The organism is Nocardia sp. NPDC056100 (genome assembly GCF_042266325.1).
Taxonomy (GTDB): Bacteria; Actinomycetota; Actinomycetes; order Mycobacteriales; family Mycobacteriaceae; genus Nocardia.
The window spans coordinates 1,469,211-1,487,393 of record NZ_JBHJVY010000003.1; the positions used below are offsets into that span (position 1 = coordinate 1,469,211).

Sequence of the window (18,183 nt, forward strand, 5' to 3'; positions counted from 1 at the left end):
CCGGCGCCACCGCTCTCGCCGATACTGTGGCTATGACACAGCCGCGTGGATCGATTGTGGTGGTGGGCGCGGGGATCGCGGGATTGGCTGCTGCGCAAGCACTTCGCAAACTCGGATACGCGGTGACGGTGCTGGAGGCTCGGGATCGGATCGGGGGGCGGATCTGGACCGATGCGGACGGGGTTGATCTCGGGGCGCATTGGATTCACGGGACCGAGGGGAATCCGCTGACCGAACTCGTGGAGCGGCTGGAGCTGCCGTACGGGTATGTGGGTGGGGACAGTTCGTATACGGGCGGGTTCGACAGTCTCACGCTGTTCGGGCCGGATCGGGTGGCCGCGCCCGCCACCATGAAGAACCGCACGCTGGAATTGGCGGACGCGGTGCTGCACGAACTGGAGCTGCGGGCGGAATTGGCTCGGCGGCACGGGGATCCGGATGTTTCGCTGGCCGCGGTGCTGGATGAGATTTTGGCCGCGGGCGGATATGGACCGGCCGATGAGCAGGCTATTCGCTATCACCTCAATGTGATTCTGCGCGAGGATGTGGCCGAGGATCCGGGGCTGCTGTCCTTCAAGTACTGGGAGGACGGGTACCGGGTCTACGGGTACGGGGACAGTGTTCTGCACGGTGGTTACCAAGCCCTGGTGCGAGCGCTGGCGGCCGATCTCGATATCGAAACATGCAGTGCCGTAAGCGATATCGCGTACGGCGACGCGAACAACCCGGTGCGGGTCACCACCTTGAAAGGTATTTACGACGCCGATAAGGTGCTCGTCACGGTCCCGCTCGGAGTGCTCAAGGCGGGTGATATCGGCTTCGAGCCGCCGCTGCCCGAACTCAAGCGCCGTGCCGTCGAGCGCCTCGGGTTCGGCACCCTCAATAAGATCGCCCTGCATTACGACGCCCGCTTCTGGCCCGCCGAACGGTACGTCTTCGGCTATATGTGCCGCGAGACCGACCGCTATCCCACCGTCGTGATCAGCATGTGGAAGTCACACGGCAAGCCGATCTTGGTGCTGCTGCTCGGCGCATCGCTGGGCCGGGAAATGGAATCCTGGTCCGACACCGAGGTCCACGATTACGCGACCACCGTCGTCTCCGATATCTTCGGCACGAATGTTCCTGAACCGCACAAGATTTCGCGCACCAGATGGTCGGCGGACCCGTATGCGCGCGGTTCCTACGCCTGTATCGGCGTCGACGCCTCCCCGCGCGATCTGGACACCCTCGCCGAACCCATCGGCGACCGGGTGTATTTCGCGGGCGAGGCCACCAACAGCTACCACTGGGGCTGCGTGCACAGCGCGTACGAATCGGGCCTGCGCGAAGCGGCCCGCATCGCCGACGACCCTGCCCTGCACACCCCGCCCGCCACCGAAACCTCCCGCCGCCAGCGCCGCGATATCGACCGCATGAAGCGCTTCGCCCGAATGCGCATGAGCCACTACAGCTTCCAATCCCTGCGCGACCGCACCGCCTGCCTGTCCGAGGGCGTCGACCCCTTCGGCGTCCGCCTCTTCGCGCCACTGGTGGACGCCGACCTGGAAACCCTCGCCTCCATGTTCGACGAAATCACCTACACCCCGGGCGATCTCATCTGCCGCGAGGAGGACCCCGCCCACGGCGTCTACGTAATCGCCGACGGCGAAGTGGAAGTCGACTTCGGCGGCGTCTACGAACCCGCCGTCATGTCCCGAGGCGCCGTCCTGGGCAGCCACGACATCTTCTACGACGCCCGCACCACCACCGTCACCGCCAAATCCCAAGTCCGCCTCTACTTCCTGGACCACTACCGCTACAAAACCTTCCTCTACGCCTTCCCCGACGTCATGATGACCATGCTCGCCGACCTCGTCTCCCGCTGGGAGCAACTCGAAGACGTCCTCGACGCCGCCACCCTCACCGGCGCCCTCCGCCTCCTCGGGAACCGTGATTCGGGTTCGCTCTCTCGTGGGAACGATGTCTGAAAGTGTTCAGCCGCAATAGACTCGAGGGATACCCCGTTGGCATCCTCACACCACATGCGTGATGCGGACTGGGGCGGGTTCCTCCCACTCCGGTGTGCCGGGTGTAGCCGTCTGCTCGGGTGGTACTGGGACGTCCATGAGTTCCGCGTACACCCGATTGGCCTCGGCGTTGGCCTGATCTCTGGCGGTCTGATGACATTGCGAGATGGCCTTCGCCAGTCGGCTACCGTCAACGGTCATCGCAGCCGGTGATATGCGAAGGTCCGTAATTGTCCCGTATGCATCGGTTTCGACAACTACTGCACCACCGGAGGTCTGGGCGCGCCCCCGAACCTGCGCGACCGCGCTCACGATGCGTGCGTTCTTCGCGGCGATGGCATCACTTTTCATCGACGGTCCCCTGTTGTGATGAGCGAATTCGTCAATTCTCCCGGTACTCCTCTCGGGGAAGTCCCATAGCCGCACGTTTCTCCTGGCGCGACTCATACAGCCGCCTACCTTCGATCCTCAATTCCAATGTGATTTCGTATGCGCGCCACGCCCAGTCCAGAAAACTTTCCGCAAGCATTTGGATTGTATCGGGGTGCCGCTCGACATAGCAGTACACATTCGATTCGGAGTTCTCGAAGAAAAACACTTGATACCCTTGGTGGTGCGCAAAGAAGAAGCGATTTTCCAAGGTCAGTGTCTCGTTCGGATCTCCGGCGATATCTTGGGCGGCGACAACTGAATCCAAAGGCTCTGGGAAGAACAGAGCAGTTCCTCTGAAAAGTCTCCCGGCTTTTTTCCCCATGACCCGTAGAAATGCCAGATACTCGTCCGGCAGTGGGATGGGTGATATCACCGCCACTTGTTCGATCTCGTCGTCTGTGCAGCCGGCAATGCTCGCCTCATCGGCAAGCCCTGACTCCAGCAGGGCAGTGCGCAGCCGGTATGCCTTCTCCAGGCCGGCCTCGCTAGGGACGTGGAACACTGTAGGTGACATTCAGCTTCACTCCCGGGAATTTTTCTTCGAATTGTTTGATCACAGAGTCGCATGCCGGGCACGGTTCACTTTCGGTATATAAGTTCACCACGCCCTTCGACTCCGGAGTGAGTTTGGTCGCGACATGTTCGATAATCTTATACTCGGAATCGGTCGGGCGAATCTCCACGCCGGTGTCGCTACGTGGAGTGAAAACAGGATCCTTCGGCTGTCCGAGGCTCCCGGGCACGGGTGGATCCTCTCCGCTTACCGCACGCAGATCCTGCGCAGGTATATACTGCCCATCGATTTCCGCTTCCGCCACTCCGACATTCTTCTTGACTTTGATTGTATTGCCCGAGTTAGCGAGGAAATCTCGAAAGTCCTGGGCTGCTTGCTCGCCGTCGAATTCGTTTACCGAGTCGGTTTCCCGGAATGGTTTCGGAGGGATGCGCTCGCCGTTGGGGCGGGTATTGGCATCGAACCGCGTGGGTTTGGCGTCAAGTAGGGGTTGCAGGTTGCCGGTCAGTCGTCCCGCGGCGATGGCGGTTCCGGCAAGCGCGACGTTCTTGGCCGTCACCACTTCGGAAAGCGTATCGATGATGGAAACCACTCGTGCGGCGGTGGCTTCGCCTCTGATCGCCGTTGCCGCCGCAGCTCCGCCGGCGGTACCTTCGGGTCCGATGAGTGATGAGATCGCCGCGGTGATTCCCACGGTCAATACGAGTTCGGTTAGCGCCCTGCCGATTTCGAGGTGAGCCTTGCTGAGCGCGGTGGAGTAGTCCCAGCAGGCTGTCGACAGGACGTCGCAGTGGTTCGCGATACTGGTGACGTCGCCGATTACGAGATCGATTTGGGTCAGGATCTGCGGAACCTCGTCGGAGACCTGCTGGTCCACGATCTCACGGGCGGAATGGAGCCCCGCGGTGAGTGCATTGAACCCGTCCTTGGCCGTTGTCCACGCACTCGTGAGGTTGTCGAGGCCGTCCTGATGGCCGTTCGGCCAAACCCTTCCCTGCAACCACCTGGTGATCAGTCCCCAACCCAGAGGTGCGTCGCTGTCACCGCCATACGCTCCCCGAAAAGTTGGTGTCGAATAAGTGGGGATCGGCTGTGGATCGGGAAAGATGTTGCCCGACTGGGGGTTTGTTGCAGCGAGGGTATTGCCGTTCGCATGGTTGATGCTGGTGTACTTCAGTAGGTCGTACAGCTTGCCCAAGCCGTTGGCCAGGTCGGCGCCGGAGGTCACCGCGTTGAACGCGGCCTTGTCGTAACCATTGGCGAAATTGTGGCCGGTGTCATCGGTTCCGGCGCAGCCCCAGTTGTCGTCGAGGGATTTGGCAAGGTTGGTGACGATTTCTGTCGTACTCTTGCGCGCTGTACCGAAAGTGGTTGCGGCGGAACTGAAGGCGGATGGGAGCACGCTGACCGTGGTCGGACTCATGCCGGCCACATCTTCTGGTTGGTGGTCACCACACCGGAATAGATAGATCGGGCCTGATCGGTGCCGGTGCGCAGATCGGCTAGCGCCTTGTGTAGCTCACGGGCTGCGCTAACCCAGCGAGAATGCGCCGACGAGTGCGCAGAGGCGGCAATGCCGGACCACTGCACATGCAAAGCTCCGAGTTTCTGCTCGATGTCGGCGAGTCGCTGCTCGATGGCCGTCTCGATCTGCGCGGCTCGATCTATCAGCTGCTGCATCTCGGCTAGGTCGGTGCTGATCCATCGGGATCGCCGCTCATGCCTGCACCGCAGCGGCGGTCAATGCGGCGGCGGATCCGTCATCGGTGGCTTTGAACGTGCTTGCGGCTGCGCGCAGTGCAGCCGCGTCATCGGTCAAAGCGCCGACCAGGTTGCGTGCAGCGTCAGCCCAATCGCTCCACGCGGTCTGGTGACTATCGGCGGCGCTGCCCCGCCATTTTTGCATCAGAGACTGCACTTCACTCATGAGCTTCTCGACATCGTCGCTGAAGTCCTGAGCGGTGGTTTTCATCCAATCCGCTGTTGTCGACATATCATCGACCTCGACTTTGAGCTGGTCCCCACCATTTCCCACCATGTCAGTCACTATGGCTCAGCATCAGGGGCGGTGCAATCCGGCGCGGTTTCATGTCCGGTCCATGTTCGGTGCATTCGGCGAGGGCGGAAGGCTTGTGTCGCAACGCAACTGGGACACTCTGTCCCCTCGCCGGTAGTCGTGAGCCATCGCACACCACCCCCGATTTGGTGGCTGAGCAGGGGTTGCCTACACTGAACCGGTTGCCTGGGCACATCTATGTCCGCACCTCGGTGTGCGGGCTTGCCCAGAAGGCGATAGCTAATCCGGCCGGGCATACCCGGCTGGACCGAACCGAATTGTCGTAGGCCCACGACCGCCCGTGTGACGGTGCTGAATGGGAACCGCGGCGAGAAAGGTAGCGGTCAACTCATGACCATGACTGACCCAATCGCAGACTTCTTGACCCGTCTGCGCAACGCCAACTCGGCGTACCACGATCAGGTGAAGGCGCCGCACTCGAAGATCAAGGTGAACATCGCCGAGATCCTCAAGCGTGAGGGCTACATCGCCGACTACCGCATCGAAGATGCGACCGTCGGCAAGAACCTGGTTGTCGACCTCAAGTACGGCCCGAGCCGTGAGCGCAGCCTGCAGGGCGTGCGTCGCGTTTCGAAGCCGGGCCTCCGGGTTTACGCGAAGTCCACCAACCTGCCCAAGGTGCTGGGTGGCCTCGGCGTGGCGATCATCTCCACGTCCGCCGGCCTGCTCACGGACCGTCAGGCCAAGCAGCAGAGTGTAGGCGGGGAAGTCCTCGCCTACGTCTGGTAAGGGAGGTAGGAACAATGTCGCGTATCGGTAAGAAGCCGATCCCGGTTCCCGCCGGTGTCGAGGTGACCATCGACGGCCAGAACATCGCGGTGAAGGGTCCCAAGGGCACCCTGTCGCATGTGGTCGCCGAGCCGATCACCGTCACCAAGGCGGAGTCCGGTGAGCTCGAGGTCGTTCGTCCGAACGACGAGCGTCAGAACCGCTCGCTCCACGGCCTGACCCGCACCCTGATCAGCAACATGATCGAGGGTGTCACCAAGGGCTACGAGAAGAAGATGGAAATCTTCGGCGTCGGTTACCGCGTGCAGGCCAAGGGCTCGAACCTCGAGTTCGCTCTGGGCTACAGCCACGCTGTCCCGGTCGAGGCTCCTGAGGGCATCACCTTCGCGGTCGAGGCTCCCACCAAGTTCTCGGTGTCGGGCATCGACAAGCAGAAGGTCGGCCAGATCGCAGCGGTTATCCACGGCCTGCGCAAGCCCGACCCGTACAAGGGCAAGGGCATCCGCTACGCCGGCGAGGTCGTTCGCCGCAAGGTCGGAAAGACGGGTAAGTAAGCCATGGCACAAACTGAGAACCAGAAGCTGAAGCGGAAGCCGAAGGGCACCGACGCTTCGACTCGTCGTCGTTTGTCCAAGACGCGTCGCCACTTCCGTCTCCGTAAGAAGATCGAAGGCACCACCGTGCGTCCGCGCCTGGTGGTCAACCGCTCGGCTCGCCACATCCACGCTCAGCTGATCGACGACACGGTGGGTAAGACCATCGCTTCGGCGTCGACCATCGAGGCCGATGTGCGCGCCGTCGAGGGTGACAAGTCCGCCAAGGGCGCCAAGGTCGGCGAGCTCATCGCCGCCCGCGCCAAGGCTGCCGGCGTCGAGGCGGTCGTGTTCGACCGTGGTGGTCACGACTACCACGGCCGTATCGCGGCGCTCGCGGACGCCGCCCGTGAAGGTGGGCTGAAGTTCTGATGATCAACACTGCAAACGGAAGGAACGTCTGATGCCGGGACGTCAGCGGCGTGACGGCGGAAACAACGGTCCCGCCGGAAACAATGGCCCCAACGCGGGTGGCAACGATCGTGATGGCGGCCGCGGCCGCGGTCGTGGCGATCGTCGCGATCAGCAGCAGGCCGAGAAGAGCAATCAGCTCGAGCGCGTAGTCGCGATCAACCGCGTCTCCAAGGTCGTGAAGGGTGGTCGTCGCTTCAGCTTCACCGCCCTCGTGATCGTCGGTGACGGCAACGGTCTGGTCGGCGTCGGCTACGGCAAGGCCAAGGAAGTTCCCGCGGCCATCCAGAAGGGTGTCGAGGAGGCTCGTAAGAGCTTCTTCCGCGTTCCGATGATCGGCTCCACCATCACTCACCCCGTTCAGGGTGAGGCGGCGGCCGGTGTCGTCATGCTGCGTCCGGCTTCGCCGGGTACCGGTGTGATCGCCGGTGGCGCGGCTCGCGCCGTGCTGGAGTGCGCTGGCATCCACGACATTCTGGCGAAGTCGCTCGGTAGCGATAACGCCATCAACGTTGTGCACGCCACCGTTGCTGCTCTCAAGATGCTGCAGCGCCCCGAAGAGGTTGCCGCTCGCCGCGGTCTCCCGATCGAGGATGTGGCTCCTGCGGGCATGCTGCGTGCACGTGCGGGACAGGGAGTCTGACATGGCAGATCTCAAAGTGACCCAGACCAAGAGCTCCATTGGCGCCCTGCGTAACCAGCGCGAGTCGCTGCGGACCCTCGGCCTGCGTGGCATTCGCCAGACTGTCGTCCGTGAGGACAACGCGCAGAACCGCGGTCTGATCAACGTCGTGCGCCACCTCGTTCAGGTTGAGGAGGTTTAAGCATGACCATCAAGTTGCATCACCTGCGTCCTGCCCCCGGTTCCAAGACCGAGAAGACCCGTGTGGGTCGCGGTGAGGGTTCCAAGGGTAAGACCGCGGGCCGTGGTACCAAGGGTACGAAGGCTCGCAAGAATGTTCCGGTCCGCTTCGAGGGCGGGCAGATGCCGATCCACATGCGTCTGCCGAAGCTGAAGGGGTTCAAGAACCCGTTCCGCACCGAATACCAGGTCGTGAATGTCTCCGACATCGCGCGGGTGTTCCCCGAGGGTGGCACCATCGGCAAGTCCGAGCTCGTGGCTCGCGGCCTCGTTCGCAAGAACGAGCTCGTGAAGGTGCTCGGCGAGGGCGAAATCGGTGTGGCCGTTCAGGTCTCGGCCGATAAGTTCTCGGGTTCGGCCGTGGAGAAGATCTCCGCTGCTGGCGGCACCACCACCGTTCTGGCCTGACGGTAACCTGAATTAACCAGAGACACCGGACGAGTCGCGAGCTCGTCCGGTGTCACTGTTAGAGTTCAAGTGTTGTCTGCCAACACCGTCATGGGGATTCGGCGTTTCCGTCGTTGTAGCCATGGCCTGACCTATGTCGTTCGCCAGGAGGATCTGTGCTTTCCGCCTTCGTGTCGGCTTTCCGGACCCCGGACTTACGGCGGAAGATTCTCTTCACGCTGGGACTGATCGCCCTCTACCGGCTGGGTGCGTCCCTGCCTTCGCCGGGCGTCAGTTACAAGAACGTCCAAGACTGTGTGGCGCTGGTCAACGGCGGGGATTCCGCCGGCATCTATCAGCTCATCAATCTCTTCTCCGGCGGCGCGCTACTTCAGCTCTCGGTGTTCGCGATCGGCATCATGCCGTACATCACCGCGAGCATCATTATCCAGCTGTTGACCGTTGTGATTCCTCGGTTCGAGGAACTACGCAAAGAAGGTCAATCGGGTCAGAACAAAATGACCCAGTACACCCGCTATCTGTCGGTCGCGCTGGCGATTCTGCAGTCGACCGGTCTGGTCGCGCTCGCTTCGCGTGGACAGCTGCTGCGCGGGTGCCCCAAAGACATTCTCGATGACACCTCCGTCTTCGGCATGATCATCATCGTGCTGGTCATGACGGCCGGTGCGGCCCTGGTGATGTGGTTCGGCGAGCAGATCACCGAGCGCGGTGTCGGTAACGGCATGTCGCTGTTGATCTTCGCGGGTATCGCGGCGCGTATCCCGTCCGAGGGCAAGACGATCTACGACGGTCGTGGCTGGGGCGTCACCGCGATGGTGGCCGCCGCCGCGCTGGTCGTGATCGTGGGCGTCATCTTCGTTGAGCAGGGCCAGCGCCGGATTCCGGTGCAGTACGCCAAGCGCGTGGTCGGCCGGAAGATGTACGGCGGTTCGTCGACCTATCTGCCGCTGAAGGTGAATCAGGCGGGCGTCATCCCCGTCATCTTCGCCTCCTCGCTGCTCTATCTGCCGAACCTGTTGGCGCAGTTGACCCAGAAGACCACGGGAGATCCGGCCAAGTGGCAGGAGCTCATCCAGAAGTATCTGGTCAATCCGAGCAACCCGGTGTACGTCGGGATCTACTTCGCGCTGATCGTGTTCTTCACCTACTTCTATGTCGCGATCACCTTCAATCCGGAGGAGCGCGCGGACGAGATGAAGAAGTTCGGCGGCTTCATTCCGGGCTATCGGCCCGGTAAGCCGACCGCGGACTATCTGAACTACGTCCTGAGCCGAATCACCCTGCCCGGTTCGATCTACCTCGGCGCCGTCGCCGTGCTTCCGAACCTGTTGCTGGGCCTCGGCACCAATAGCGGTGTGCAGAACCTGCCGTTCGGCGGTACCGCGGTGCTGATCATTGTGAGCGTCGGCCTCGATACGGTGAAACAGATCGAGAGCCAGTTGATGAATCGAAATTACGAAGGGTTCCTCAAGTGAGAGTTGTTCTGCTCGGGCCGCCCGGTGCCGGCAAAGGCACCCAGGCCGTGCTGCTTTCGGAAAAGCTGGGTGTACCGCATATCTCCACTGGGGATCTGTTCCGTGCGAACATCGGCCAGCAGACCGCGCTGGGCCTGGAAGCCAAGAAGTACATGGACGCGGGCGATCTGGTGCCCAGCACGGTGACCAACCGCATGGTCGAGGCGCGTATCGCGGAGCCGGACGCGACCAATGGCTTTGTGCTGGACGGTTACCCGCGCACCGTGGATCAGGCCGACGCGCTGGAGAAGATGCTCAAGGAGTCGGGCCATGAGCTCGACGCCGTGCTGTGCTTCGTGGTCGCCGAGGACGTCGTGGTCGAGCGCATGCTGGCCCGTGGCCGCGGTGACGACACCGAGGAGACCATCCGTAACCGCATGCGTGTCTACCGCGAGGAGACCGAACCGTTGCTGGATCACTATGACGGCCTGGTCGTCACCGTCGAGGGTGTCGGCGAGATCGAAGACGTGAACGCACGCGCACTCGCGGCGCTGGGTCACTGAATGGTCTTCGGCCGCAAGAACAAGAAGGTGGTGCCGTTCCGCACCGCCGGTGAACTGGATGCCATGGCGGCGGCCGGCGCTATCGTCGGCCGTGCGCTGGTGGCGGTGCGCAATGCCGCCAAGCCCGGGGTCTCGACCCTGGAATTGGACGAGGTCGCAGAGCAGCTCATCCGCGAGAACGGTGCCATCCCTTCGTTCAAGGGCTATCACGGTTTTCCGGGGTCGATCTGCTCGTCGGTGAATGATCGTGTGGTGCATGGCATTCCGTCGAAGGACGACGTGCTTGCCGAGGGCGATCTGGTGTCCATCGACTGCGGCGCGATTCTCGAAGGCTGGCACGGTGATTCGGCCTGGACGTTCGGGGTCGGCAACATCATCGAGGCGGATCGCCTGTTGAGTGAGGCGACCCGGTTGTCGATGGAGGCGGGTATCGCCGCCATGATCGACGGCGCGCGGCTGACCGATATCTCGCACGCCATCGAACTCGGCACGCACGCCGCCGAGGCCGAGCACGGTCGTTCGTACGGCATCGTGGACGGGTACGGCGGTCACGCCATCGGCCGTGAGATGCATATGGATCCGTTCCTGCCCAATGAGGGTGCGCCCGGTAAGGGTCCGCGCCTGGTGGTGGGTTCGGTGCTGGCGATCGAGCCGATGCTGACGCTCGGGACCACCGAGACCAAGACGCTCGACGATGACTGGACCGTGGTGACCACCGACGGCACGCGTGCCGCGCACTGGGAGCACACGGTTGCGGTTACCGAGGACGGTCCGCGCATTCTGACCTTGCGTCCGGAGTAGTCCGCCGCGGCAAGCCGCCACTGGCACAAAGTTTTTCGCACCCGTACCGGTTTTACCGGTGCGGGTGCGTTTTTTTGTGGGTCCAATAGAACGAGTTCGCAACGTACCGGTTTGTTTTGCGGCGATCGCGCACGGGGGATAGTTTGAGCCCGAAGTGATCGAGCTAGGAGGGGCATGGCCGGGGCGCAGGTGGGGAATCAGGATCCGGAGCTGCTGCGGCGAATCGCGCAGACGGCCGATGTGAATCGGCTCGGCGCGCATCGCAAGGGATACCTGGCGCTGAAGGGGGATTCCCGGCTCGATCTGTATGAGAACGGGTGCACGCTGCTGCAGGGCGGCGAGGTACGGGTGGTGCTGTATTCCTCAACCAGGGTGTGGCAGAAGGTAACTCGGGTACATCGCAATGGCGTGCACACCCATACCAACCACGAATACCGGCTCATCGATATCCGCGGTGCGGAACTGAAACTCACCGAGAGCCTGTCGAATCCGGACGAATGGGGTCCGGAATTGGTGGAGTCCATCGCGGTGCGCCAGGCGCAGGGTTCCCTCGAGGCATTGCGCGCTGGGCAGCGGGTGGAGTTCGGGGCCTGGTCGCTGTCGGCGGTCGAGCTCGGCACCGGCAAGAAAACCATTGCGCTGCAAGACCTTCGGGCCTTCCGGGTGCATCAGGGGCAGGTCGTGGTCGAGGCGGGCGATGACATCCGCATCACCCAGGGCATCGACGCGATCCCGAATTTCCTGGTCTTCCGATTCCTGGTCAAACAGTTGCTGCCCGAGCTGCCGGAGTCGGCGGGCAAGGTGTTCGGCCGCCGCCTGCTGGTGCGCGGTCTGAACACCTTCTTCGCGATCGTCGCGGTGATCGCGTTCGGCATCGCCTGCCTGACCAGTTGGCCGGTGCAGAAAACCGAACTCTGCGACAAACTCTCGACCCTGCAGGCGGCGAGATCGGAATTGACCGAACAACTGAAAGATCTCCGCAACGCATCGGAAAACTATCGCGGCGACAATCAGGATGGCGTCCGTGCCGACAGCAAGAAGTTGGGTAAATACACCGGCTCCGGGTATCACTGGCTGAAGGATTCGGATCTCGACGACGCGACGGTCTCCATTCGCGCTGTCTGCCAAGCAAGTCCGTTCTGAAGGGAAGTGCCATGAACCGAGATACGCAAAGCCTGCTGGTCAGCACCTTCACCCTGATCCTCGGCGCGCTGGCCATGGTGCTGACCACCAGCTGGGTCTGGCCCAGCGTCATCCTCACCCTCGGCGGCATCGGCTTCATCCTGGCCCTGAGCACCCCGGCCCGCGAATCCCGCCCGGCCCCGCCTGCCGGACCTACAGGCGACGAGCGCATGTACTGGCAAGGTAACTGACCGGCCGGAACCGGAATCTCGAGTGGCATGGCCCTGGCCGGTGTGGTGCCGGGCTGAGGCCCCGGGTGCGCCGGGATTCGGAGTCCGCCAAGCGAGGCAGACTCATCGGTATTGTGGAATTGCGTATGCTTGACGCTCAATTCCTCAGGCGCACACGGAGTTCGGCGGTGAGTTGAGCCGCGCTTTCCTGGAGTGCCTCGGCAAAGGGATGTGCGTCGCCCGACTCGCCGCGGCGATAGGCGAGCACGGTCAGCCGTACTGCCGCCGGATCGTCGACGAGAATGACGGAAACCGTTGCGGGAAGCGCCGGTACGGCCAGTCCGGGGACCAGCGTGACGCCAAGTCCCGCCGCCACCAGTCCGAGTTTGGCCACCCAGTCTCGTGCGACGTAGGCGATGTGTGGCTGCCAACCGGCGTGTGCCCACATACCGAGCAGTGTGGTGCGCGGATCCTCGCTGCCCACGATCCACCTCTCGTTGCGCAGTGCGGTCGGCGAAAGTCTGGTGTGTGCGGCCAGCGGATGGGTCGTGTGCACCGCCATGTGGAGTGAATCCATCAGTAGCGGTGAGACTTCCACGCCGGGAGGCGCCTCGACATCACCGGAGAGCACCGCCATGTCGATGCGTCCGCGCGTGATCCCGGACAGCAGCCCCGGCGTCAGTCCCTCGCGCAATCGCACTTGAAGGCTCGGGTGCTGCTGCGCGGCAATGGTTATGGCGCGCGGGATCAACGCGGCGGTCGCGGTGGAGAATGCTCCGACGCGAATACGGCTGGGCGGTTGGGGGTTACGCAGCTCCTCCCGCGCGGTGTCCAGCGAGTCCAGCACGGTGTCGGCGTGCCGCAGCACGATCCGGCACGCTTCGGTGGGTCGTACCCCGCGCGCCTGCCGGTCGAAAAGCGGATGTCCCGCGGCCTGTTCCATCAGCGTGATCTGTCGCGACACCGCCGACTGCGTGTACCCCAGCCGCTCCGCCGCCCGCGTGAACGATCCGGTGCGCGCGGCCTCGCGCACCACCCGCAACCCGGTCACCGTGAACTCACCCATGCGCAAATGTGATACCAGATATGCCAGACTCTCGCTGGTCGCATGACTGGCGCGCCCGTAGCTTCGCTGATGTGAACACTCTCGAGAACAAGGAATTCATCCGCGGCGTCTTCGCCCAATTGGCGCAGGGCAATACCCGCGCACTGAGCGAAGCCATGGCCGACGACTGCCGCTGGACCTTCCCCGGCAATTGGTCCTGGGCGGGCACCTGGGAGCCGAAAACCCAAGTCCTGCACGGCCTGCTGCGCCCCCTCATGACCCAGTTCGCCGACGGCTACCGCATGGAAGCGGATTTCGTCCTGGCGGACGAGGACCGGGTGGTGGTCCAGGCACGCGGCTACGGCACCACCACCCGCGGTGAGGCATACCCCCAGACCTACTGCCTGATCCTCCGCATGGCGGACGGCCGCATCACCGAAATCATCGAGCACTGCGATACGGCACTGGTCGAGCGCGTCCTCGACCCGATCACAACCTGAGTGCTCACCCCTCCAGCAGCAGCGTGACCGGCCCGTCGTTCACCAGCTCAACGTGCATATGCGCCCCGAACCGCCCGGTGGCCACGGTCGCCCCCAACTCCCGCAGCGCGGCGGCGAACGCGTCCACCAGCGGTTCGGCCACGGCCCCCGGCGCGGCCGCGTTCCACGACGGCCGCCGCCCCTTCGCGGTATCGGCGTACAGCGTGAACTGACTGATCACCAGGATCGGCGCACCCAGATCGGCGGCCGACCGTTCCCCCTCGAGTATCCGCAGCCGGAACAGCTTGTCCGCCAGCGTCTTCGCGGTCGCCTCGGTATCCCCGTGGGTGACTCCCACCAGCGCCACCAACCCGTGCGGAGCCCCGTGCGCCGCCGGATCGATCCGCCCGACCACCTCGTCATTGACGGTCACCGCCGCCGCACTCACCCGCTGCACCAGTACTCGCATAGCCCCTGATCATGGCAGAGACCTCGAATTCCATTGCGCGCCACCGTCAGTTAATGAAAGTAGGCTGTGCTGTGCACAACGAGTTGATCACGGGCGGAAGAGACTGAAGCACCGATGGCACCTGACAACACAACCGCGGCCTGGGGTACGGACCTGAACACGGCGGTCGCGGGGCGAACCCTGCAGTTCGACCCTTCCGCCGCCCAACAGGGTATGGAGGCGGCCGGCAAGGTGATCCTGGCGATGCGCGGCTTCAGGAAGGCCGTGGATGACCTCGGTCTGAAGACGCTGCCGCCCATCGGCAATCAGAAGTCCGGCGGGTTGCTGGCCACGGCCTTGAGCACGCGCGGCACCGAACTCCAGACCGCCTTCGATCGGCACATCTCGATCCTCGAGGCGATGGTGGATACCTTCCGTGCGGCCGGTAAGGCGTACAAGGACACCGATGGGCTCTCCGCCGAGCAGTTGGACAAGGCCGGTCGCACCATTCCGGCGCTGGACAATTACACGCTCCCCAAGGACGACGCCTTCACTCCCGTCGGCATCGACACCAAGAACCGCGATATCGGTCTGATGGAGTTCGGGAAGATCGATCACGATCTGCCCGACAGTGTGAAGACCTGGCGTGATCAGGCGCAGAAGTCGAAAGACCCCAGCGGCGTGCTCGGTTCGATCTACATCGATTGGGAGAGCGGAAGCAATCTGGGTTGGGATGCTCTGATCGGCATGCACAACACCATGCTCGACACCGCCGGCATCTACTACGCCGGGCAGGACTGGAAGACGCTGGCGGACAAGGTGCATACCGCCGTCTCCGGCTTCGTGATGGATATCGAGGCGTTCAACAACTCCTGGCACGGTGTCGGCGCGGATGCGGCGCGCAAGGCGGTCGCCAAATACGCCACGGATACCGATCCGCTGGTGAACACCATGAAGATCATGAGCCAGGTGCTGGACTTCACCGCCCACTGGATGCTGTACGTGGCGGACCGGATGCCGTGGAAGAAGGATGACAATCCGAGCACCTGCGGTATGGGCGGTACCAGCCTGGGCGATTACCAGGACCGTTTCGACAACGACTATGTGAAGAACGGCGGTAAGGAGACCCAGGCTTCGCTGCCGATCATCGCGCCGCCCGCCCTGGATCAGCCCAAACCGGTGGATCCCAAGACGGATCCGAAGACCGATCCGAAAACGGATCCGAAGACCGACCCCAAGACGGATCCGAAAACCGACCCGAAAACCGATCCCAAGACGGATCCGAAAACCGATCCGAAGACCGACACCGGTGGTGGCGGCGGTGGCGGTGGCGGCAATTCCGATCAGGCCAAGAAGGACGCCGCGGATCAGAAGGCCGCGAAGGACGCGAAGGACGCCGCCGACGCGAAGGCGGCCCAGGATGCGAAGGATGCCGCCGACAAGAAGGCGGCCGCCGACGCCAAGGCAGCAGCCGATCAGAAGGCCGCCGCCGACGCCAAGGCCGCCGCGGACAAGAAGGCCGCCGACGATGCCAAGAACGCGATCAATCCGAATGGCAATGGCACCACCCCGGGCGCCTCGTTGCCGTCGACCTCACCGAGCGGCAGCACTCCTTCCACGGGGGCCACGACGAGCCCGGCGAACAACGCCTCCAGCAGCGGGCAGGGTCTGTCGCAGTTGTCGAGCCTGTTGAGCGGTCTGATGAGCGCGGGAACGACTGCGGCGCAATCGCTGCCGTCGCTGCTCACCGCGCTCGACACGGCATTGAAGTCCGGTGACACCGCCTCGCTGGCGCAGTTGCTGGGTGTGCCGGAGGACAAGGTCACCGCGGCCATGGCGCAGATCAAGGATCAGCCGGACAAACTGGCCGAACTCTCGCAGTTGCTCGGGCTCACCTCGGGCCAGACCCCGGTGGTTCCGGCGGCCGGTCTGCCCGGCGATGTCACGCCGTCGGGTGCGGCCGTGGTGACCCCCGCGTCGGCCGCGGTCGCGACCACGCCGGCGGGTGGGTTGACCAACCTGTTCCCGCGCGCTGGACTGGATACCAGCTTCACGCAGCCGGTATTCGGTGTGACAGCGGATCTTTCGGACAATCCAATGATGGCCGGTGTCAAGGCGGGCGCGGATCAGGAACCGCCGCCGGTGGATTTCCTGTCCGCGCTCGCGCATATCGGTGAACCACCGCCCGTGGCGCACGCGTACGCCGAGACTGATCCGGTGGTGGAGGCGTGACCTGGGAGTTCACCGACGACGAGTTCAAAGTGCTGTGCAACCGTTTTCTGGATGGGCGGCTGCCCGCACCGCTTTCGTATTTCAGTCGCATCCCGCTGCTGGACGATTTCGAGCGTGAACTCTCCAGGCTGGAGGCCGGATTGCGCGAGCGGCTGGATTCCGGCCTGACCGCGGTTTTCGAAACGCTGCGGCATCCGGAGATCCAGATCATCATGACCGCGTGGCGCGACAGCGATTACGAGAATCCGGAGCACCGGATTCTCGTGCATGGCGCGCGGCTCGGCTGGAACGCGGTCATGGTCACGCAGAAGATGGGCGAAACCATCTATCACAGTGCCGGATTCACGCTCACCGAATGTGCGCCCGAACAGCTGCCCGCACTGATGATCGCGCAACTGCCGCAGACCGGGGCGGGCAGCGCGCCGCCGCTGCCCATGGTCTTCGAACCCCCGGAACGAGATCCCTACGAGGCCAGGCAGTCGCTGGCTTTCGACTCGTTCGACGATACGGCCGAAGTCCGGAGCCGGGCCTTCTGGGCGGAGCCCGCCGAACGCAGCGGATGGATCCGCGTATTGCAGGGCCGGTCGATCTTCGGCCCGCGCGGGCTCATGACGCAGAGCGCGCTGTGGCGGGATCAACCCGATGACGGACGCTATCTGTTCGAACTGGACCAGCCTGAGATCCGTGCGGTGGCTACGAGTCCGGAGCAATTGGTGCGGCGGGTCGGGCAGTACGTGGATGAGGTGCTGCGGCATATGGAAGCCCGCGGCGAGCAGCAGGTATGAGTCGAGCGGGGTGCGGCGATCGTTCGTGTCCCGCTCGAATCGGCACTCGCCGTTAATATTCCGTCAACTGATCGGTCGCTCTGGCCTGTAAGGGTTGGAACCCCCGCGGTTCTCGCCCAACGGACGGAGACGACTCGTGAACGACCGGTTGAAGTCCTATAAGGATCTGCTGCGCACCGCGTCGAACAAGACGGGCATTGTCCGCGACGGTATCGACAAAGTGGTGGACAAGCTGGTCGCCGACTCCACGGGGCGCGGCGAGCCGTGGGGTAACGACACCATGGGGGCCGGGTTCGTCGACGGCGACAACGGCTATGGCAAGAGCAGCATCAACATCATTCAGGGTGCCCGCAATATGTCCGGCACCTTCGGCAACTTCTCCAAGGGGCAGCAGGACGCACTGGAGTTGTTGACCCGTATGGATGACGGCAACGGCGGACAGTTCAAGTGAGACTGAGCCGATGAGCAATGAACGCGCGCGCAACGATCTGACCGATATCCTGGAAGGCTTCGCCGACCAGATGCGCACCATCACCCAATTGCAGCGTGAGCGTGCGGCTTTGACCGCGACCGCCTCGGTGCGGCAGAAGCGGGTGACGGTGACGGTGAATGCCGACGGCACCGTGATCGAGACCAAATTCTCTTCCAGCATCGAGGATTTGGACTATGCCGAGATCGCCAAGGCGGTGACCGAGGCGGCCCAGCAGGCGGCGGCCGAGGTGGCCAAGCGCGGGCGCGAGGTGCTTGCGCCGGTCTCGCAGAATCGGGAGCGGTTGCCGAAACTGTCCGAGCTGGTGCCGGGTATGCCGGACCTGAGCCGGGAATTGCGTGTACCGGAGCCGCCGGTGGTGTCGACGGCCCCGCCGAAGGCGCCGGAACGCATTGCGGCACAGTCGAATCCCGAATCGGATGGTACGGCGGCTCCGCGTCGCAATGCGGCCACCGATTCCGGCTGGTAGCGGGCGGACTATCGGGGTGAACCTCCGCAC

The 18,183-nt window shown here is 63.5% G+C and carries 24 protein-coding genes; 17 read left to right on the forward strand and 7 right to left on the reverse strand.

Going from position 1 to position 18,183, the window contains the following annotated elements:
• Positions 1-32 precede the first annotated feature (32 nt).
• Positions 33-1,970, forward strand: a complete 1,938-nt coding sequence (locus ACFC0O_RS28675) for an FAD-dependent oxidoreductase (RefSeq protein ID WP_375963016.1) — start codon at positions 33-35, stop codon at positions 1,968-1,970.
• A gap of 45 nt (positions 1,971-2,015) precedes the next feature.
• On the opposite strand, the gene ACFC0O_RS28680 is transcribed toward ACFC0O_RS28675, so the two are convergent.
• Genes ACFC0O_RS28680 through ACFC0O_RS28700 form a run of 5 tightly spaced genes read right to left on the reverse strand, consistent with a single transcriptional unit; the run spans position 2,016 to position 4,993 of the window.
• The gene (locus ACFC0O_RS28680; protein ID WP_375963018.1) at positions 2,016-2,456 is read right to left on the reverse strand and encodes a YbaB/EbfC family nucleoid-associated protein; all 441 of its coding nucleotides are present in this window, start codon (positions 2,454-2,456) and stop codon (positions 2,016-2,018) included.
• Positions 2,392-2,955: an SMI1/KNR4 family protein gene (locus tag ACFC0O_RS28685; RefSeq protein ID WP_375963021.1), complete on the reverse strand. Its 564-nt coding sequence runs from the start codon at positions 2,953-2,955 to the stop codon at positions 2,392-2,394. Before ACFC0O_RS28685 ends, ACFC0O_RS28680 begins: the two co-directional genes overlap by 65 nt.
• A complete protein-coding gene (locus tag ACFC0O_RS28690) occupies positions 2,927-4,378 on the reverse strand; it encodes a deaminase domain-containing protein (protein WP_375963023.1) in 1,452 nt (483 codons plus the stop codon). Before ACFC0O_RS28690 ends, ACFC0O_RS28685 begins: the two co-directional genes overlap by 29 nt.
• Positions 4,375-4,689: a WXG100 family type VII secretion target gene (locus tag ACFC0O_RS28695; RefSeq protein WP_375963918.1), complete on the reverse strand. Its 315-nt coding sequence runs from the start codon at positions 4,687-4,689 to the stop codon at positions 4,375-4,377. Before ACFC0O_RS28695 ends, ACFC0O_RS28690 begins: the two co-directional genes overlap by 4 nt.
• A complete protein-coding gene (locus tag ACFC0O_RS28700; protein ID WP_375963025.1) occupies positions 4,673-4,993 on the reverse strand; it encodes a WXG100 family type VII secretion target in 321 nt (106 codons plus the stop codon). Before ACFC0O_RS28700 ends, ACFC0O_RS28695 begins: the two co-directional genes overlap by 17 nt.
• 369 nt (positions 4,994-5,362) lie before the next feature.
• On the opposite strand from ACFC0O_RS28700, the gene rpsH reads away from it, so the two are divergent.
• From rpsH to ACFC0O_RS28755, 11 genes are all read left to right on the forward strand, one after another.
• Positions 5,363-5,761 carry a 30S ribosomal protein S8 gene (gene rpsH / locus ACFC0O_RS28705; protein ID WP_364641006.1) on the forward strand — a complete coding sequence of 133 codons (399 nt, stop codon included), beginning with the start codon at positions 5,363-5,365 and terminating at the stop codon, positions 5,759-5,761.
• 14 nt (positions 5,762-5,775) lie between these two features.
• A complete protein-coding gene (gene rplF, locus ACFC0O_RS28710; protein WP_364641003.1) occupies positions 5,776-6,315 on the forward strand; it encodes a 50S ribosomal protein L6 in 540 nt (179 codons plus the stop codon).
• Positions 6,316-6,318: 3 nt separating this feature from the next.
• Positions 6,319-6,726, forward strand: coding sequence for a 50S ribosomal protein L18 (rplR, locus tag ACFC0O_RS28715; protein WP_364641000.1), 408 nt, complete (start codon positions 6,319-6,321; stop codon positions 6,724-6,726).
• 31 nt (positions 6,727-6,757) lie between these two features.
• Positions 6,758-7,408, forward strand: a complete 651-nt coding sequence (rpsE, locus tag ACFC0O_RS28720; RefSeq protein ID WP_330183416.1) for a 30S ribosomal protein S5 — start codon at positions 6,758-6,760, stop codon at positions 7,406-7,408.
• A gap of 1 nt (position 7,409) precedes the next feature.
• Entirely contained in the window at positions 7,410-7,589 is a 180-nt protein-coding gene (gene rpmD, locus ACFC0O_RS28725; RefSeq protein ID WP_153809684.1) for a 50S ribosomal protein L30, read from the forward strand.
• Between the two features lie 2 nt (positions 7,590-7,591).
• Positions 7,592-8,035 carry a 50S ribosomal protein L15 gene (gene rplO / locus ACFC0O_RS28730; protein ID WP_364640995.1) on the forward strand — a complete coding sequence of 148 codons (444 nt, stop codon included), beginning with the start codon at positions 7,592-7,594 and terminating at the stop codon, positions 8,033-8,035.
• Between the two features lie 155 nt (positions 8,036-8,190).
• Positions 8,191-9,510, forward strand: a complete 1,320-nt coding sequence (gene secY / locus ACFC0O_RS28735) for a preprotein translocase subunit SecY (protein WP_364640992.1) — start codon at positions 8,191-8,193, stop codon at positions 9,508-9,510.
• A complete protein-coding gene (locus ACFC0O_RS28740) occupies positions 9,507-10,052 on the forward strand; it encodes an adenylate kinase (RefSeq protein WP_364640989.1) in 546 nt (181 codons plus the stop codon). The genes secY and ACFC0O_RS28740 overlap by 4 nt, the downstream gene beginning before the upstream one ends.
• Complete coding sequence (map, locus tag ACFC0O_RS28745) at positions 10,053-10,853, forward strand: type I methionyl aminopeptidase (protein ID WP_364640986.1); 801 nt, start codon at positions 10,053-10,055, stop codon at positions 10,851-10,853.
• Positions 10,854-11,027: 174 nt separating this feature from the next.
• Positions 11,028-11,996 (forward strand): DUF6585 family protein, encoded by a 969-nt coding sequence (locus tag ACFC0O_RS28750; protein WP_375963030.1) that lies wholly within the window; start codon positions 11,028-11,030, stop codon positions 11,994-11,996.
• 11 nt (positions 11,997-12,007) lie between these two features.
• Positions 12,008-12,226 (forward strand): hypothetical protein, encoded by a 219-nt coding sequence (locus tag ACFC0O_RS28755; protein ID WP_375963032.1) that lies wholly within the window; start codon positions 12,008-12,010, stop codon positions 12,224-12,226.
• A gap of 136 nt (positions 12,227-12,362) precedes the next feature.
• Here the strand turns inward: ACFC0O_RS28755 and ACFC0O_RS28760 are convergent, their stop codons facing one another.
• Positions 12,363-13,271 carry a LysR family transcriptional regulator gene (locus ACFC0O_RS28760; protein WP_375963035.1) on the reverse strand — a complete coding sequence of 303 codons (909 nt, stop codon included), beginning with the start codon at positions 13,269-13,271 and terminating at the stop codon, positions 12,363-12,365.
• 71 nt (positions 13,272-13,342) lie between these two features.
• On the opposite strand from ACFC0O_RS28760, the gene ACFC0O_RS28765 reads away from it, so the two are divergent.
• Positions 13,343-13,750 (forward strand): nuclear transport factor 2 family protein, encoded by a 408-nt coding sequence (locus ACFC0O_RS28765; protein WP_375963037.1) that lies wholly within the window; start codon positions 13,343-13,345, stop codon positions 13,748-13,750.
• Between the two features lie 4 nt (positions 13,751-13,754).
• On the opposite strand, the gene dtd is transcribed toward ACFC0O_RS28765, so the two are convergent.
• Positions 13,755-14,198: a D-aminoacyl-tRNA deacylase gene (dtd, locus tag ACFC0O_RS28770; RefSeq protein WP_375963040.1), complete on the reverse strand. Its 444-nt coding sequence runs from the start codon at positions 14,196-14,198 to the stop codon at positions 13,755-13,757.
• 114 nt (positions 14,199-14,312) lie between these two features.
• Here dtd and ACFC0O_RS28775 point away from each other — a divergent pair, with 114 nt between their 5' ends.
• The 4 genes from ACFC0O_RS28775 (at position 14,313) to ACFC0O_RS28790 (ending at position 18,153) form a co-directional block, all read left to right on the forward strand.
• Entirely contained in the window at positions 14,313-16,409 is a 2,097-nt protein-coding gene (locus tag ACFC0O_RS28775) for a hypothetical protein (protein ID WP_375963042.1), read from the forward strand.
• The gene (locus ACFC0O_RS28780) at positions 16,406-17,194 is read left to right on the forward strand and encodes an ESX secretion-associated protein EspG (protein WP_375963045.1); all 789 of its coding nucleotides are present in this window, start codon (positions 16,406-16,408) and stop codon (positions 17,192-17,194) included. The genes ACFC0O_RS28775 and ACFC0O_RS28780 overlap by 4 nt, the downstream gene beginning before the upstream one ends.
• 136 nt (positions 17,195-17,330) lie before the next feature.
• The gene (locus ACFC0O_RS28785; RefSeq protein ID WP_375963047.1) at positions 17,331-17,645 is read left to right on the forward strand and encodes a hypothetical protein; all 315 of its coding nucleotides are present in this window, start codon (positions 17,331-17,333) and stop codon (positions 17,643-17,645) included.
• A 10-nt stretch (positions 17,646-17,655) separates the two neighbouring features.
• Positions 17,656-18,153 carry a YbaB/EbfC family nucleoid-associated protein gene (locus ACFC0O_RS28790; protein ID WP_364640960.1) on the forward strand — a complete coding sequence of 166 codons (498 nt, stop codon included), beginning with the start codon at positions 17,656-17,658 and terminating at the stop codon, positions 18,151-18,153.
• The last annotated feature ends 30 nt before the right edge of the window (positions 18,154-18,183 follow it).